We start from the raw sequence: 14,050 nt of genomic DNA on the forward strand, positions 1-14,050 counted from the left end.
CAGCTGCCGTCGTCGATCACCGGGCAGACCGCGGCCCAGGTGACTTGCACCGTCGCCCAGCGCTGATCGTGCCATCGACCGGATGCGGCGGCATCCGGTTCGGCAGTGCGGTGCGAACCCGTTATGATTGCGGGGTGCGTTCGCGCGGCCCCGGCCGAAGAACGCCTGGAGACGTCGCATAGTCAGGCCTAGTGCACCACCCTGCTAAGGTGGAGTCCCCTTACGGGGACCGAGGGTTCAAATCCCTCCGTCTCCGCCACCTTCCCTTTCGCTGCGGCGGTACGCTCCCCGTCAGTTGATGATCTCGCCGCGCTCCTCGGGCGGTCGGGACGTGATGCGCTCGCGCCACAGCCGCCGCTCCTCCGGCGTCAGCCGCGGCCAGTCCGCGACCTCCTCGACCACACGCAACGCCTGCGCGCTGCGGTAGGAGCGGGTCGGGTTTCCGGGGAACTTCTTGTCGGTGACGTTCGGATCGTCCTCGAAGGCACCTGTCGGCTCGACGAGGTACACGCGAGGAGCGCGGCCGTCGGCGGCGAGGTCGGCGGCGAGCTCGGCCGCGAGGCCGGCGCCGGGCAGCAGCGCGGTGAAGTAGATGTGGTTCATCACGACCTCGGGTCGATAGTTCGATCGAAACCCCGGGCTCAGGAGGTCGCCCGGGTGCAGGTCGGCGACCGTGCCGTGGAAGAAGGGACCTGTCTCGTCGGCTGCGCTCATGCTGTCAGCGTAAGTCGCGGGCGGCGCGCGCGGAACGGGATGCAGACGGCGGGCGCGCTACCAGACGCGACGCCCGCTGTCATCCCCGCTGACGATACCCCCGGGCGCCTGCACGGTGACGAGCATGACTATCGCCAGGATCTTGCGACCGTTGATCGACGACGCTCCCGGACTGCTCCTTCGCGGCTACGGATTCGCCCCGCACATCTGGGCGCGGGTAGCCCCGCTGGCGCGCTCGGCTCCCCTGCGTCTTCTCGGCCACGAGGCGGTGCTCGTGCGCGGTGAGGAGGGCGTGGCGCTCTTCTACGACGAGGCGCGCATCGCCCGACACGGAGCGATGCCGGCACTGGTTCAGGAGACCTTGTTCGGCCACGGCTCCGTGCACAGCCTCGACGGCGCCGCGCATCGCCATCGCAAGGCGACGTTCGTCGACGTCGCCTACGAGGATGCCGAGGTGCAGCGACTGCTGCCACTGTTGGAGCGGGAGTGGCAGGGCGAGCTCGACGCCTGGCGCTCCGGCGGTCGGCGGACGGCCTACGACGCCGCCGTCGCCGCGCTCGGCCGTGCGGTGATGGCATGGTCGGGTCTCGGTGGCACGTCCGCGGCCCGAACACGGTGGTCGCACCGGCTCGCGCAGATCGTCGACGGGTTCGGCGCGCCGTACTCCCCGGCCTACGCGAGGGCGGTGTGGCACAGGTGGCGTTCCGACCGGCTCGCAGAGCGGCTCATCATGGCCGTTCGGGAGGGGCGGTCCCATCCCGCGGCCGGCACGGCGCTCCACGCCTGGGCGTGGCATCGTGACGGCCAGGGCGCCCTGCTGAGGCCCCGGACGGCAGGCGTCGAACTGCAGAACGTGCTCCGACCGATGATCGCGGTGTCGCGCTTCGTCGCGTTTGCGGCCAAGGAACTGCACGACCGTCCCGAGTGGCGTGAGCGCATCGCTGCGGAGTGCGCTGCGCGCGGCAGCATCATCGGCGGAAGGTACGCGACCGCGTTCGCGCAGGAGGTGCGCCGCACGGCACCGTTCGTTCCGGTGCTGCCGGGACGGGCGAGATCGCGGGTCGAACTCGACGGCACGAGCATCGAGGCCGGCGGTCGCGTCGTGCTCGACATTCTCGGAACCGACACGGATGCCGCGTCATGGGCCGACGCGGACCTCTTCGACCCTTCGCGCTTCGTGGATCTGGACGATTACGAGGCGATTGCCGCGTTCGTGCCGCATGGCGGCGGCGACGTGCGCGCGGGGCACCGTTGCCCCGGTGAGAAACTCGCGATCGTCGGTCTCGCCGCGGCGGTCGCGGTGCTCAGTGACCCCTCTGTGACGATCTGCGGATCTGGCCTGCGTGTCAACCGCCGACGGCTGCCGACGAAGCCCGCCTCCGGCGCTCGCGTGCGCGCTGCGGGTGCGTCGTGCCCGTTGCATCGACGGTGACGGCCGACGGGGAGGGCCCCAGAGGGCACCTCCCCGTCGGACCCGAGCGATCAGTCGTTGCGGTTGCCGCCGCTGTTCTCGCCGCCCTTACGGGCCTGCTCCTCCGTGTCGCTCCGGTTTCCGAACTGGCCGGGGTTCGTGTCGGACATGTCGTCTCCTTTCGATCAGTGCCCGTTGTCGGACCGGTCCACCTCACCGCCGAGCGGCAGAAGCAGGCACCCCGTTGACGTCGGTGCCGTCGTGCGCGATCATCCGCGCGCGAGGCGGACTCTTCACTTCTCGCCGGTCGCCATGTGCGCCGCGCCCACCGGCTTCGACTGGCTCGAGCCGCGTTGGCGCAGGTAGACGCTGAACACCACCATGGCACCGACCGCCAGAAACTCGGATTGCCAGTTCTGCAAGGTGCGACTCCAGAATTCCGGTGAGCACACGTAGTCGAGCCACGTGAGCGGCGGCAGACCGTGCTCCCGGTTCTCGTCATTGGCGACGACCTGCCCGGCGAGCGACTGGGCGAACCACGATCCGAGGAAAACGGCACCCATCACCAAGAGGAGCGAGTTGGACAGCAGCCAGAGCCGCACGCCGCGGGAGCGCGCCCACCGCGGACTTTCACTGTCGGCGAAAGGGGCGATCCGCTGCGTGGCCGCATCGCCGAGGCCGGCCTCAGCAGGTGCTTTCGACTCCGGCGAGCCCTTCTGCACGAGCCAGACGGTGGCGAGGATGTAGAGGAAGAACTGAAGGAACTCGGACTGCCAGTTCTCCGCGACATCGACGGCGAACGTTGATGAAGAGATGTAGGCGATGTATCCGATAGCGGGGCGGCCGTGGGCCGCGAGCTCCTCCGCCTGGTCGGCCCATCCCGCGATCGACTGGGCGATCAGCGCGGCGAGGAACAAGGCTAGGAACACGAGGCTGAGCCCATTGCTTCTGAAGAGTCGGCGCATTGTTCAGCGTCCCATCAGAGGAATTGCGCTCATGACCACCAGGCCTGTGGCGATCAGCCCGATCCAGATCCAGAACACGGCACGCACCCCCGGTTCTTTGCGTTCGCTCATCAGCGGACCCCGCGAACGCGTCGGTGCCATCGCAGCGGCGGAAGCTCGTCGAGTCGATGCACAACCACCGTGTGCGCGCCCCGACGGATGCGGCGGCCGATGTCGCGAGGACCCGAGAAGGGTCTCGACGAGATGCCCACGTGGAGACACCGCACCCACCGCACCCGCGCGCACAGTCCGAGGTGGAAGGAGAGGTCCAGATCGTCGTGGACCTCGGCATCCTCACGGTGCACCGCGTCCGATACCGCCCGCCAGGCGGTGGCGCGCATCGCCATGTTGGACCCGAAGAGCGGAACGTGGCCGAGCACGGGCGCGAGCGTGAGCACGTAGGCACCGAGGTAGAGGCGTGCGAGAACGGACCGCAGCATCCGCGGCCCGTCGATGAACGCGGCACCGCCCGTGATCGCGGCGACACCGGGTTCAGCATCGAAGGCGAGGACGAGACGCTCCACCCAGTCGGGTGCCGGAACCGAGTCGGCGTCCAACCGGCCGATGACCTCGCCTTCACACGCGTCGTAGCCCGCTGCGCTGGCAGCCGGGATGCCCGGACGATCTTCTCGGATGACCCGCACGCCGGCGATCGCGGCGACCGCCGCAGACGCGTCGCGCGAGGCGTTGTCGACGACGATGACCTCGTGGGGAATGACACTCTGCTTCGCCAACGCGGCGAGGCAGCGTGTGAGCATCGCGGCGTCGTCCTTTACGGGGATGACGATGCTGACTCTGGACATGGACCCTCCTTCGGGGTGGACGACGGCACGTTAGAAAACCGTGCCGGTGCCGGCCGAGAGGGTTGACGGGGACCGCGGCTGACGGTAGCCGGCACGCTTGTCAAGTCCCTTCGTCGGCGTCTGGACGCGCTCGTAGCGTCTCGGTATGACAAGGACTCGACCATCACGACCGGCCTTTGCGACGGTGGTCTTCGCTCTGATGCTCGTCCTCTCCGGCTGTGGCATCCGCATCCCCGCCGATCCCGACGGCACCCTCGAGCGCATCAGCGGTGGCGATCTGCGGGTGGGAGCCTCGCCGGCGGCCGGTCTCGTGTCCGTCGACGGCAATGAGATCTCCGGATCGATCGCCGTTGCCGTGAACGGGTTCGCGGCCAGCCGCGATGCCCATGTCGTGTGGACGGTCGGCAGCGAGGAAGAACTCGTCGACGGTCTGGAGAACGGTCGCCTCGATCTTGCGATCGGCGGCATGACCGAGCAGACCCCATGGTCGGAGCGCGTCTCCGTGACGCGCTCGTATCCCGCGCTGTCGCCCGAGGGCCGCGAGGTCGTCATCCTTCTGCCGATGGGAGAGAATGCCCTTCAGAGCGCTCTCGAGGGATACCTCGACGACAAGGTCGGCACGTGATGACCGCGCTCGCCGTCACACGGATGGGGCGCACCGACCTGCCGCCCGAACAGCAGGCGGCCTTGCGCAGCGCGGTGCGCTGGGAGTGGTTCACGATCGCCTACACGTCGGTGACGATCGTGCTGATCGCCCTCGTCGTGGGCGAGTCGCAAGCCATGAAGACGGCGTGGATCGAAGACATGCTCTCGCTCATCCCGCAGGTCGCCTTCCTCCTCTCCCTCCTGTTCATCCGTCGACCGCCGACGAGGCGATTCCCCTTCGGTTTTCATCGGGTCATGGGCGTCGGTCATCTCGTCGCCGGGGTCGCGCTGCTCGGAATCGGCGGCAACCTCGCGGTGGAATCCGTGATCGGATTGCTCGCGGGGGAGCATCCCGCGATCGGCACGGTCCGGCTGTTCGGGCACACCGTGTGGCTGGGGTGGTTCATGGTCGCGGTGATGATCCTCGTCGTCCCAGGGCCGTTCTTCTACGGGCGCGCGAAGGCCAAGCTCGCACCGCAGCTGCACAACAAGGTGCTCTACGCGGATGCCGACATGTCGAAGGCCGATTGGACCACGACGGTCGCCTCCGTCGTCGGTGTGCTCGGCATCGGGGTCGGGCTGTGGTGGCTCGACGGTGTGGCGGCCCTGTTCATCTCGCTCGGCATCGTGTGGGACGGCGTCACCAACACCCGCTCGGCGGTGCTGGACCTCATGGACCAGCGGGCGCTCACCCACGACGACGCTCACCCGCATCCGCTCATCGGGCGGATCGTTCGCGCCGTGGAGGGCGAGCGCTGGGTGCGCGAGGCGTCGGTGCGGATGCGCGATATGGGACAGGTCTTCCACGTGGAGGTCTTCGTCGTTCCCGCGCGTCCGCGTGTGCGTGTCGACGACATCGAGCACACCCGCGAACGCCTCACGGCGTTGGATTGGAAGGTGCAGGACGTGCTCATCGTGCCGCTGACGGCTCTTCCTTCGGAGTCGATGCGGTGATTGTCAAGCCCCCTTGCGGCCGGGGCGCGCGGCGACGAGCGTGGAAGATCACCGACGCATGCTGTCCTCTCTCACCGAGTAGTCGTGCCCCAGCCACGGACCGCGGGGAGGCGGTGGCGTCACGAGGGAGTCCGTTATGGGCAAGTTCACCTACCAAACCGGCCCTCGGGTCGACATCGAAGACCGTGCGCTCGCGCATCTGCAGCTCGTGATCTCGAACAAGCTGCGCCGGAACGAGTCGTTCGTCTTCACGTGGCGTGACGATGCGAGCATCGGCGACGGCCGCACGTCCGTGTGGCTCAACCCGGCCGTCCCGCTGTCCTTCAAGTACTACGGCAGTCGCACCCCGTCGCTCAATCGGACGTGGGTCGAAGCGCTGGCACACACGGCGAACGCACCGACGGGGCTGTACCTGGTTCCCGAGCCGGCGGAACTGATGGTCGCCGACGAGGACGATTCGATGGCCTGAACGCAACCGGCGCCGTGCGCAGGGCAGATGCGGGGGCCGTCGCCCGGGCGGCCCCCGCGTCTCCCCCCCCGGCTACGGCAGAAGGTCGCGCACCACGCCCTCCGCCTTGTCGATGATGTTCGGCTTCGCATCCGTGCCGAAGAACCGCGGGTCGGGCTGCGTGGGCGGCGGCATCGGCGCGGACGTGTCGGGAGCATCGAGGTAGCGGAACTCGCCGCGTCCGTCCGGCGTCGGCCCCGAGGCCCACGCGCCGTCGGCCGCCGAACCGCCATCAGAGAAGTTGATGTAGTCGTAGGCGTGCTCTCGCGCTTCGTTCGAGAGGGGGAAGTTCGACGGCACCGGCAGGTCCTCCACTCCTTCTTCCCGCAGCTCTTGGGCCGCACGGATCCACTGGTTCTGGTGCATCGTGTCGCGCGCGAGCAAGAACGACAGCATGTCCCGCACGCCGTGGTCATCGGTCATTTCGTAGATGCGCGCGACCTGCAGCCGCCCCTGCATCTCGGCATTCGCGTTGGCGGTGACGTCGGCGAGGAGGTTGCCGCTGGCCGTCACGTATGAGCCCTGCCAGGGGTTGCCGTTGCTGTCGACGGGGCGCACGCCGGCACCCGCGACGATCGCCGCCTGCACGTCCATGCCCCCGATGACGGCTCCCAGCACCGGATCGGATGCCGCGGCCGCCTCGCACTGCTCGACGGGTGCCTTCTCGAGCAGCTGCGCGATCATGATCGCCAGCATCTCGACGTGGCCGAACTCCTCTGCGCCGATGCCGTAGAGCAGATCACGGTACTTGCCCGGAAGGTGGCAGTTCCAAGCCTGGAATCCGTATTGCATCGCGACGGTGATCTCGCCGTACTGCCCGCCGAGCACCTCCTGCATGCGTCGGGCGAAGATCGCGTCGGGCTTTTCCGGTGTCGCCGCGAACTGCAGCTCCTGTCGGTGGAAGAACATCCTGACTCCTCTCTGCGAACGCGGATCGCTGAGCGGCGCTGGTGCGCCCTCACCGCGTCCGACACGGTAGGCGTGCGACGCCGGGATCCCCAGGGGGGTTGACCGTTGGGCCGGCCCGTGGCCCGCGCGCGTGGCGTACCCGCGTATGCCGAGCCCGTCAAGCCCCTGAGCGGACCGCATCCGCAGGGGCACCGTGGGGCACAGCGTGACACCCCAGACAATGACGGAGAAGCCATGAACCGCGAGAACCACCAGCTGAGCCTCGAGCCGATCGACGACGGGGCGTGGCGCCTGTGCGACCGCAATGTCGATTCCGCCGATGCGGACAGCCTCGTCGCGTACATCGAACGGCGCGGCGGTCGCTACGAGATCACCTGGATCCACGACGATCTCAGCAATGCGACATATGACTCGCTCGGAGAACTGCTCGCCGAGGCGGCCACCGCCCTCGCCGCGCGGGTGACGGCGGGCATCGAAGGGGTCGACGCATGAGGGCGCTCACGTGGCAGGGTCGTCGGCGGCTCAGCGTCGAAGACGTACCCGACCCGCGGATCGAGGACCCCACCGACGCGATCATCCGAGTCACCTCGACGGCGATCTGCGGTTCCGACCTGCACCTGTACGAGCTGTTCGGGCCGTACCTGGACCGCGGCGACATTCTCGGTCACGAGACGATGGGGGTCGTCGTCGAGGTCGGGGCGGGTGTGCATCGGCTTCGGCCGGGCATGCGTGTGGTCGTGCCGTTCACGATCGCGTGCGGCACGTGCTTCATGTGCGTGCGCGGACTGCAGTCGCAGTGCGAGCGCACGCAGGTGCGCGAGTACGGCTCCGGTGCGGCGCTCTACGGCTACACCAAGATGTACGGACAGGTGCCCGGTGGGCAGGCGGAACTGCTGCGGATGCCGTTGGCGGACGAGAACGCGATCGTGGTCGAGGGGGACCTGCCCGACGAGCGCTATCTGTTCCTCAGCGACATCCTGCCTACGGCCTGGCAGGGCGTGGAATATGCCCACGTTCCCGACGGTGGCAGCCTCGTCGTCGTCGGTCTCGGGCCGGTCGGCCAGTTCGCTGCCCGGATAGGGCGCCACCTCGGCTACGACGTCATCGCCGTCGAGCCCGTGCTCGAGCGCCGCGCCATGGCCGAGCGCCACGGCATCCGTGCGATCGATCCGGACGGCGCGGTCGACGTCGTGCTCGCAGCGACGGCGGGGCGCGGCGCGGATGGTGTCGTGGATGCCGTGGGCATGGAGGCACACGGCAATCCGCTGGTCAGCGCGGCGCACCACGTCATCGGCGCGCTGCCGTCAGGACTCGCCCAGCCGCTCATGGAGGCCGCGGGACTCGACCGGACTGCGGCACTCACGAGCGCGATTCAGATGGTTCGCCGCGGCGGCACGGTATCCATCAGCGGGGTCTACGCCGGGGAGGCGGACCCGATGCCCATGAAGACCCTGTTCGACAAGCAGGTGACGTTGCGGATGGGCCAGTGCAACGTGCGACGGTGGACCGAGACGCTGCTGCCGCTCGTCGAGGATGCGGCCGACCCGCTGGGCACCGAAGACCTGGTCACCCATCGTCCGAGCCTCAGCGAGGCGGCCGCATACTACGAACTCTTCCAGCGGAAAGAGGACGGCTGCATCAAGGTCGTCCTCCGGCCGTGACCGGACTCAGCCCGACGGGTTGTCGACGGGCCGGTCCTCGTCGTCCGTCGTGTCTGGCAGGTCGATGGAGTCCGGCTCCTCAGGGGCGCCGCCCGAGGCGGTGTCGGCCTCCATGTCCTCGTCCGGTACGCCCTGTGTGTTGTGCGGGGGTTGGTTGTCACTCATGTGCGTGCTCCTTTCCGTTGCCGTGCGCTCACCGTCGCAGCATCGGGAAGGGTTGCCACGGGGGTCGACACCGGCTCGATCGGGGCGTACCCTCCGGCTGCGCGGGCCGATGGCAGGGGGCGGCCGGTTTGTCAACCCCCGCCCGGTGAGCGGCGCGCGTGTGCGAGCGTGTGCCGGTTGGGCGCGACTGCGCTCGTCGGCCGCCGACGCGGCGCCGTAGGAGAGGATCGTATGGGAGAGTTCATCTATGACTCGACGATCAAGGTCGACTTCGACGATCGGCTGTTGGCGCATCTGCAGGTCGTGATCGGGGCCAAGCTGCGTCGCGGCGAGGCTTTTCACTTCACGTGGCGCGATGACTCGAGCATCGGTGACGGGCGCACGATGGTGTGGATGCACCCGCGCGTCTCCCTTGTCTACAAGTTCTACGGCAGCCGGCGCCCCGCCATCAATCGCGCGTGGGTCGAGGCGCTCATCTACACGGCCAATTCGCCGACCGGCCTCTATCCGGTCTCCGAACCCCCCGAGGACTCCACCCTCGTCGAAGCCCTGCGAGGCGACCATGAAGCGGATTGACGTTCATTACGGAGGCAACCTGTACAGCGTCGGAGGCCGCGCCCTCGCCGAGGTGCAGCATGAGGTGGAGCGTGCCGCGGCTTCCGGGGGGTGGCTCCTCGTGAACGATGGCGAAGGCGCCCGCCGCGACGCCTACCTGTGGGTTGCGGCGGGCGTGCCCATCGCTCTGGTGCCGATCCCCGACGACGCGCCCTGAGCCATCGCGCCGCTTACAGATCGCCCAGGTCGTCGGATGCCGAAGACCACGGGGCCGCCTCTTCGCCGCCGCTCTCCGGGCGCCATGTGCGATCGATGCGGTCGCGCAGCTCGGCGACCGCGTCGCTGTTATCCGGTGCACCGACCTCCGAATAGGTCGACTCCACGAGCAGTGCCGTGTGTGCGTGGAGCAGGAACGTCGCCTGCACGGCGTCGCCGTCGGTGCTGAAGCAACGCAGGGTCACCGAATCGGCCGCGCCGGTGTGCGCCAGCACGCGGGCGTACTCCATCAGCGCCTCCGCGGCGTCCGTCCCCATCAGGAGGGTCTTGTCGGCGTACGTGACTCGTTTCATGTCGTGCACGCTATTGGCGCCGGGCGCGCGGGCTAGGGGGGTTGACGTCACCTCATCAGCCCTTTAGCCCACTCGTGGCGATGCCCCTCACGATCTGCTTCTGTCCGACGAAGAAGACGATGATCATGGGCACGGTGGCCACGACGCTCGCCGTCACGATGATCTCCCAGTGCCACTCGCCGCCGAAGCCGTACGCGTCCACGAGGGACTTGAGACCGCGGGGGATCGTGAAGGTCGACGAGTCGCGTAGGTAGATGAGGCCCCGCATCAGGTCCGTCCAGACGGCCTGCACCTCGAAGACGAGTGTCACCGCGAGCGCGGGCCTACTCAACGGCAGTGTGATGCGACGGAAGACGGTCCACGGACCGGCTCCGTCCACGCGCGCCGCATCGAAGAGTTCACGGGGGAGGGTCAGCATGAACTGCCGGATGAGGAAGACGTAGAACGCGCTGGCGAAGAGGTTCTGACCCCAGAGCGGAACGAGTGTTCCGACCAGCCCGAGCGAGTTCCAGATGAGGAAGGTCGGGATCATCGTCACCGCGCCCGGCAGCATCATGCTCGCCAGGACGAGCCCGAACAACGCCGATCGTCCACGGAAGCGGTAATACGCGAAGCCCCACGCCACCATCGCCGAGGTCAGCGTCACGGCCGCGGCGGCGAGCACCGTGACCACGACGGTGTTCAGGAGCCACAGTCCGATGGGGGCCTCCGTCCAGACGCTCACGTAGTTCTGAAGCGTGAAGTGCTCGGGGATGAGGTGGTTGTCGAACACCTCACCACGCGGCTTGAACGAGGCACTGACGAGCCAGATGAACGGATAGGCGAACAGCACCGTGAGCGCGACGAGCAGCGCGACCCGCGCCGTCGAGCCAATGCGGCTCTCGTGCCGCCGCGTCACCGCGACGCCTCGCCCTCGGCGTAGACCAGTCGTCGCGAGATCAGCAGCTGGGCTGCGGTCACCACCAGGATGATCGCGAACAGCAACCATGCCATCGAAGAGGCGTAGCCCATGTGCAGGAACTGGAAAGCCTGCTGGAAGAGGTAGATCACGTAGAACAGCGCCGCGTCATTGCTGTAGGTCGTGTTCCCCGCACCGAAGAACGCCGTGTAGGCCTCGTCGAAGGTCTGCAGTCCCGCGATCGTGTTCACGATGACGACGAAGAACAGGGCGGGACTGATCAACGGAATCGTCACGCTCCAGGACTGTCGCCAGAATCCCGCACCGTCGAGGCGCGCCGATTCGTAGAGTTCCTCGGGGACGCCCTGCAGTGCCGCGAGAAGAATGATGACGGTCGCGCCGACCGTCCACAGGCTCATGATGACGAGGCCGGGCTTGACCCAGGCGGGGTCGGTCGTCCATGCCGGGCCGACGATGCCGACCAACCTCAGCGCCGAGTTGATGAGACCGTTCTGTCCGTTGAACAGCAGCAGGAAGAGGATGCCGACGGCCACAGGCGGTGTCATCTTCGGCAGGAAGAACATCGTGCGGAAAAAGCCCGCGCTGCGCCCCGCGCGCGAGAGCAGGAGGGCGAGCGCGAGCGCGACCACGATGGACAATGGCACCTGCACGAGGGTGTACACCGCGGTGTTGCCCAGAGCGAGCGCGACCTTGGGGTCGGCGAACAGTGCGCGATAGTTGTCGAGCCCGACGAAAGCGGGGTCGTTGATGACGTCGTAGTCGGTGAGCGACAGGTATGCGCTGTACAGCAGCGGCCACGCCGTGAAGACGGCGAAGCCGATGAGCCAGGGGGAGAGGAACAGCAGGGCGCTGCCGAGATTTCGTCGGGACGCGCGCCTGCGGCTCGCGCGCCGGGGGTCCTCGTCCCCCGCGGCGCGGGTCCGTTGCAGGTGCGGTCGGCTCACCTCGAGGCGTCCAGCTTCGCCCACGCCGCATCGAGCGCGGCCTGTGCCGTCCCCTGCGCGTCACGCAGGGCGTCGGCGGGGTTCTTCTGCCCGTTGAGCACCGCGTTCACCGCGTCCTTCATCGCCGTGGTGAACTCGGCATCCGCGGGGTTTGCCGGCAGCGAGAACGCGGCTGCGTTGGCCTCGTACATCTTGGCGACGGCCGTCCGCCACGGCTCGCCGCCGGGAGCCACCATCGCCTGGATGTCCTGGTCGGCGCGGAGGTTGCCGGTCAGGATGCCGGTGAAGGGCTTGCCCTCGGCGGCGCGTGCGTCCCGACGCGCGGTCGCCGCCGCCGTCCATGCGTCGGTCGACGTCATCACGCGCGCCCACCGGCACGCGGCCCCCGGATTGTCGCTGCCGGCGGGGATCGCCCACGCGGAGCCGGACGCGAAGGCGAGGGGGCGGCCGTCTCGGGCTCGTACTGTGTCGAAGGCGAGGGGCGCGCCCGCGGAGACGTCAGCAAGCACGTTGATGTACCACTGCTCCATCGGCATCGCACCGAGGGCGCCGGTGGCGAACTGATTGCCGGCCCCGAAGAAGTCGGCGGAGTCGCGTGCCGCCTTGACGGCGCTGAAGCCGCCCTGGTCGTCGTAGATCGACACCGCCCACTGCAGCGCTTCGACGACGGCGGGGTCGTCGAGTCTCGCCGTGCGCCCATCGGCCGACAGCAGGTCGGCACCGTTGGCTTTCGCCCACAGGGGGAGGAACTCCGGGAGTTTGCTGTCGAAGCCGATGACGGTGCGTCCGCCGGCGGAGCTGGCGAGGGCGCGGCTGGCGGCGCTCAGCTTCTGCCAGTCGGAGCCGTTGACGTCATCGAGGTTCAGGCCCGCTCCGGCCAACAGGTCGGCGTTGGCCATCGTCAGCTGCACACTGTTGAACTCCGGGATGCCGTAGACATGACCGTTGAGGGTCACCTGCGCCAGCGCCGACGGGACGAAGGCGGACGTGTCGATCCCCTCTCCCGAGATGCAGGCGTCGAGGGGGAGGATCGCGCCCCGTGCCGCGAGGGAACCGATCTGGCTGCGGTCGGCATAGACGAGGGACGGCGGTTTTCCTGACGCGATCGCCGAGAGGAACTGCTGTAGGTCGAGATCACCCTCGGTGAGCGTCACGGTGACGCCGCCGAGCGCCTTCTTGGCGAGATCCATCCGCGTGGTGGCGACCTCGTCGACGCCGGAGAAGCCCATGACGCTGAGGGAGCCGGACACGGTCGCCTCGCTGTCGTAGGTGGCGTCGGTCGAGGTCGCGCCCCCCGTTCCGACGGCGCAGGACGGGAGGATGCCGACGGTCGTGAGCGCCGCGATCGCGACCGTCCGTCGCCGGAGAGTGGTGTTGCCGCGCGTGCGACGGCGGGGAGCAGTGGTGGGGTTCATGGCGGTCCTCCCGACAAGTGAGCGGTGGGGCGAACGTAAGAAGCCCGGCCGCGTCACACCGAGGGGGTTGACCCTGTCGCCGGCGAGCGGTAGTGATGGACCACGTGTCTGACATCACCATTCGCCCGATCCGCTCCTCCGATGCCGGCGAGGTGCTGACGGTTCAGCGTGCGGCGTTCGTCACGGAGGCGCTCATCTACGGTGACCCCGACATGGCGCCGCTGACGCAGACCCTGGAGGAAGTCGAGTTCGAACTGCGCGAGAACCTCGGCTGCGTCGCACTCGCCGCGTCGCGCCTGGTCGGGGTCGTGCGCGCCGTCGCGGATGGTGAGGTGCTTCTGGTGGGTCGCATCGCGATCGCGCCCGACCAGCAGGGGGAGGGCATCGGCTCGCGTCTCCTCGAGGCGGTTGAGCAGCGGGGGATCGAGAGCGGATGCCGGCGGGCGGAGCTGTTCACCGGCTCGCTGAGCACGCAGAACATCGCGCTGTACGAGCGTCTCGGCTATCGCGAGAGTGAACGAATCGATCAGGGCGACGGCACCGCTCAGGTCTTCCTGCGGAAAGTGCTCGCCGAGCAGTCCTGACGGCTCAGTCGGTGCCCTGGACGTCGTGGACGGCATCGGCGAGCTCGCCGACGAGCTCGCGGGCGAGGAAGCCGAGGCCGTGTCGGACGGTCAGTCGGTCGCCCGCGCGGGCGTGAGCCCAGAGGGCCCACGCGCACGCTCGATCAGAGGGGAGGCCGCGGGCGAGAAAGCCGGTGACCGCACCGGCGAGGGCGTCGCCGCTTCCGGCAGTGGCGAGCCCGGGGCCGCCGCCCTCCACCGACAGGAGCGCGCCATCCGGCGTGCCGACCAACCCGTATGCGGCGATCGTC

At 68.5% G+C, this 14,050-nt stretch carries 19 protein-coding genes and 1 tRNA gene; 10 read left to right on the top strand and 10 right to left on the bottom strand.

All coding sequences use genetic code 11. The annotated features are described in order from the left end of the window. Positions 1 to 167 precede the first annotated feature (167 nt). A tRNA-Ser gene (locus tag I5I_RS06185) sits at positions 168 to 259 on the top strand. A 32-nt stretch (positions 260 to 291) separates the two neighbouring features. Here the strand turns inward: I5I_RS06185 and arr are convergent. Next, positions 292 to 714, bottom strand: coding sequence for an NAD(+)--rifampin ADP-ribosyltransferase (gene arr, locus I5I_RS06190; RefSeq protein WP_036317677.1), 423 nt, complete (start codon positions 712 to 714; stop codon positions 292 to 294). Positions 715 to 838: 124 nt separating this feature from the next. On the opposite strand from arr, the gene I5I_RS06195 reads away from it, so the two are divergent. Further along, positions 839 to 2,146: a cytochrome P450 gene (locus tag I5I_RS06195; RefSeq protein ID WP_036317680.1), complete on the top strand. Its 1,308-nt coding sequence runs from the start codon at positions 839 to 841 to the stop codon at positions 2,144 to 2,146. A 272-nt stretch (positions 2,147 to 2,418) separates the two neighbouring features. Here I5I_RS06195 and I5I_RS06200 read toward each other — a convergent pair whose 3' ends face one another. After that, on the bottom strand, positions 2,419 to 3,090 hold the full coding sequence (locus tag I5I_RS06200; RefSeq protein ID WP_036317683.1) for a DUF6766 family protein: 672 nt from the start codon (positions 3,088 to 3,090) through the stop codon (positions 2,419 to 2,421). A gap of 110 nt (positions 3,091 to 3,200) precedes the next feature. Next, positions 3,201 to 3,932 (bottom strand): glycosyltransferase family A protein, encoded by a 732-nt coding sequence (locus tag I5I_RS06205; RefSeq protein ID WP_036317685.1) that lies wholly within the window; start codon positions 3,930 to 3,932, stop codon positions 3,201 to 3,203. A 184-nt stretch (positions 3,933 to 4,116) separates the two neighbouring features. Between I5I_RS06205 and I5I_RS06210 the strand changes: the two genes are divergently transcribed. The 3 genes from I5I_RS06210 to I5I_RS06220 all read left to right on the top strand — a co-directional run bounded on the left by I5I_RS06210 (position 4,117) and on the right by I5I_RS06220 (position 6,000). Beyond that, positions 4,117 to 4,557 carry a hypothetical protein gene (locus tag I5I_RS06210; protein WP_239640040.1) on the top strand — a complete coding sequence of 147 codons (441 nt, stop codon included), beginning with the start codon at positions 4,117 to 4,119 and terminating at the stop codon, positions 4,555 to 4,557. Next, positions 4,557 to 5,531, top strand: a complete 975-nt coding sequence (locus tag I5I_RS06215; RefSeq protein ID WP_036317689.1) for a cation transporter — start codon at positions 4,557 to 4,559, stop codon at positions 5,529 to 5,531. The genes I5I_RS06210 and I5I_RS06215 overlap by 1 nt, the downstream gene beginning before the upstream one ends. A gap of 136 nt (positions 5,532 to 5,667) precedes the next feature. Continuing rightward, the gene (locus I5I_RS06220) at positions 5,668 to 6,000 is read left to right on the top strand and encodes a DUF7882 family protein (RefSeq protein WP_036317691.1); all 333 of its coding nucleotides are present in this window, start codon (positions 5,668 to 5,670) and stop codon (positions 5,998 to 6,000) included. A 72-nt stretch (positions 6,001 to 6,072) separates the two neighbouring features. Here the strand turns inward: I5I_RS06220 and I5I_RS06225 are convergent, their stop codons facing one another. Beyond that, on the bottom strand, positions 6,073 to 6,948 hold the full coding sequence (locus I5I_RS06225; protein ID WP_036317693.1) for a manganese catalase family protein: 876 nt from the start codon (positions 6,946 to 6,948) through the stop codon (positions 6,073 to 6,075). Between the two features lie 234 nt (positions 6,949 to 7,182). On the opposite strand from I5I_RS06225, the gene I5I_RS06230 reads away from it, so the two are divergent. Continuing rightward, a complete protein-coding gene (locus I5I_RS06230) occupies positions 7,183 to 7,440 on the top strand; it encodes a hypothetical protein (RefSeq protein ID WP_051039505.1) in 258 nt (85 codons plus the stop codon). Next, on the top strand, positions 7,437 to 8,609 hold the full coding sequence (locus I5I_RS06235; RefSeq protein WP_036317695.1) for an alcohol dehydrogenase catalytic domain-containing protein: 1,173 nt from the start codon (positions 7,437 to 7,439) through the stop codon (positions 8,607 to 8,609). The genes I5I_RS06230 and I5I_RS06235 overlap by 4 nt, the downstream gene beginning before the upstream one ends. A 6-nt stretch (positions 8,610 to 8,615) precedes the next feature. On the opposite strand, the gene I5I_RS17085 is transcribed toward I5I_RS06235, so the two are convergent. Continuing rightward, a complete protein-coding gene (locus tag I5I_RS17085) occupies positions 8,616 to 8,774 on the bottom strand; it encodes a hypothetical protein (protein ID WP_187289919.1) in 159 nt (52 codons plus the stop codon). Between the two features lie 231 nt (positions 8,775 to 9,005). On the opposite strand from I5I_RS17085, the gene I5I_RS06240 reads away from it, so the two are divergent. Together I5I_RS06240 and I5I_RS06245 are read left to right on the top strand one after the other, a co-directional pair. Beyond that, on the top strand, positions 9,006 to 9,350 hold the full coding sequence (locus I5I_RS06240) for a DUF7882 family protein (protein WP_036317697.1): 345 nt from the start codon (positions 9,006 to 9,008) through the stop codon (positions 9,348 to 9,350). Beyond that, positions 9,337 to 9,546 (top strand): hypothetical protein, encoded by a 210-nt coding sequence (locus I5I_RS06245; RefSeq protein ID WP_036317699.1) that lies wholly within the window; start codon positions 9,337 to 9,339, stop codon positions 9,544 to 9,546. The genes I5I_RS06240 and I5I_RS06245 overlap by 14 nt, the downstream gene beginning before the upstream one ends. A 13-nt stretch (positions 9,547 to 9,559) precedes the next feature. Here the strand turns inward: I5I_RS06245 and I5I_RS06250 are convergent, their stop codons facing one another. Genes I5I_RS06250 through I5I_RS06265 form a run of 4 tightly spaced genes read right to left on the bottom strand, consistent with a single transcriptional unit; the run spans position 9,560 to position 13,176 of the window. After that, positions 9,560 to 9,898: a hypothetical protein gene (locus I5I_RS06250; RefSeq protein ID WP_051039506.1), complete on the bottom strand. Its 339-nt coding sequence runs from the start codon at positions 9,896 to 9,898 to the stop codon at positions 9,560 to 9,562. A gap of 55 nt (positions 9,899 to 9,953) precedes the next feature. Further along, positions 9,954 to 10,796 carry a carbohydrate ABC transporter permease gene (locus I5I_RS06255; protein WP_239640041.1) on the bottom strand — a complete coding sequence of 281 codons (843 nt, stop codon included), beginning with the start codon at positions 10,794 to 10,796 and terminating at the stop codon, positions 9,954 to 9,956. Further along, positions 10,793 to 11,761 carry a carbohydrate ABC transporter permease gene (locus I5I_RS06260; protein ID WP_306305731.1) on the bottom strand — a complete coding sequence of 323 codons (969 nt, stop codon included), beginning with the start codon at positions 11,759 to 11,761 and terminating at the stop codon, positions 10,793 to 10,795. The genes I5I_RS06255 and I5I_RS06260 overlap by 4 nt, the downstream gene beginning before the upstream one ends. After that, positions 11,758 to 13,176, bottom strand: a complete 1,419-nt coding sequence (locus I5I_RS06265; protein ID WP_051039507.1) for an extracellular solute-binding protein — start codon at positions 13,174 to 13,176, stop codon at positions 11,758 to 11,760. The genes I5I_RS06260 and I5I_RS06265 overlap by 4 nt, the downstream gene beginning before the upstream one ends. 104 nt (positions 13,177 to 13,280) lie before the next feature. On the opposite strand from I5I_RS06265, the gene I5I_RS06270 reads away from it, so the two are divergent. Beyond that, a complete protein-coding gene (locus I5I_RS06270) occupies positions 13,281 to 13,760 on the top strand; it encodes a GNAT family N-acetyltransferase (RefSeq protein ID WP_036317715.1) in 480 nt (159 codons plus the stop codon). A gap of 4 nt (positions 13,761 to 13,764) precedes the next feature. Here the strand turns inward: I5I_RS06270 and I5I_RS06275 are convergent. Continuing rightward, positions 13,765 to 14,050, bottom strand: a 286-nt coding sequence (locus I5I_RS06275; protein WP_036317702.1) for an NAD(P)H-hydrate dehydratase, incomplete at its 5' end; no start/stop codon positions are given.

This window comes from Microbacterium sp. B24, from assembly GCF_000333415.1.
Taxonomy (GTDB): Bacteria; Actinomycetota; Actinomycetes; order Actinomycetales; family Microbacteriaceae; genus Microbacterium.

Excerpts from the sequence above, each read along its gene's own strand:
- arr (WP_036317677.1), bottom strand. The coding sequence starts at position 714 with ATGAGCGCAGCCGACGAGACAGGTCCCTTCTTCCACGGCACGGTCGCC.
- I5I_RS06195 (WP_036317680.1), top strand. The coding sequence starts at position 839 with ATGACTATCGCCAGGATCTTGCGACCGTTGATCGACGACGCTCCCGGA.
- I5I_RS06200 (WP_036317683.1), bottom strand. The coding sequence starts at position 3,090 with ATGCGCCGACTCTTCAGAAGCAATGGGCTCAGCCTCGTGTTCCTAGCC.
- I5I_RS06205 (WP_036317685.1), bottom strand. The coding sequence starts at position 3,932 with ATGTCCAGAGTCAGCATCGTCATCCCCGTAAAGGACGACGCCGCGATG.
- I5I_RS06215 (WP_036317689.1), top strand. The coding sequence starts at position 4,557 with ATGACCGCGCTCGCCGTCACACGGATGGGGCGCACCGACCTGCCGCCC.
- I5I_RS06220 (WP_036317691.1), top strand. The coding sequence starts at position 5,668 with ATGGGCAAGTTCACCTACCAAACCGGCCCTCGGGTCGACATCGAAGAC.
- I5I_RS06225 (WP_036317693.1), bottom strand. The coding sequence starts at position 6,948 with ATGTTCTTCCACCGACAGGAGCTGCAGTTCGCGGCGACACCGGAAAAG.
- I5I_RS06230 (WP_051039505.1), top strand. The coding sequence starts at position 7,183 with ATGAACCGCGAGAACCACCAGCTGAGCCTCGAGCCGATCGACGACGGG.
- I5I_RS06235 (WP_036317695.1), top strand. The coding sequence starts at position 7,437 with ATGAGGGCGCTCACGTGGCAGGGTCGTCGGCGGCTCAGCGTCGAAGAC.
- I5I_RS17085 (WP_187289919.1), bottom strand. The coding sequence starts at position 8,774 with ATGAGTGACAACCAACCCCCGCACAACACACAGGGCGTACCGGACGAG.
- I5I_RS06240 (WP_036317697.1), top strand. The coding sequence starts at position 9,006 with ATGGGAGAGTTCATCTATGACTCGACGATCAAGGTCGACTTCGACGAT.
- I5I_RS06245 (WP_036317699.1), top strand. The coding sequence starts at position 9,337 with ATGAAGCGGATTGACGTTCATTACGGAGGCAACCTGTACAGCGTCGGA.
- I5I_RS06250 (WP_051039506.1), bottom strand. The coding sequence starts at position 9,898 with ATGAAACGAGTCACGTACGCCGACAAGACCCTCCTGATGGGGACGGAC.
- I5I_RS06265 (WP_051039507.1), bottom strand. The coding sequence starts at position 13,176 with ATGAACCCCACCACTGCTCCCCGCCGTCGCACGCGCGGCAACACCACT.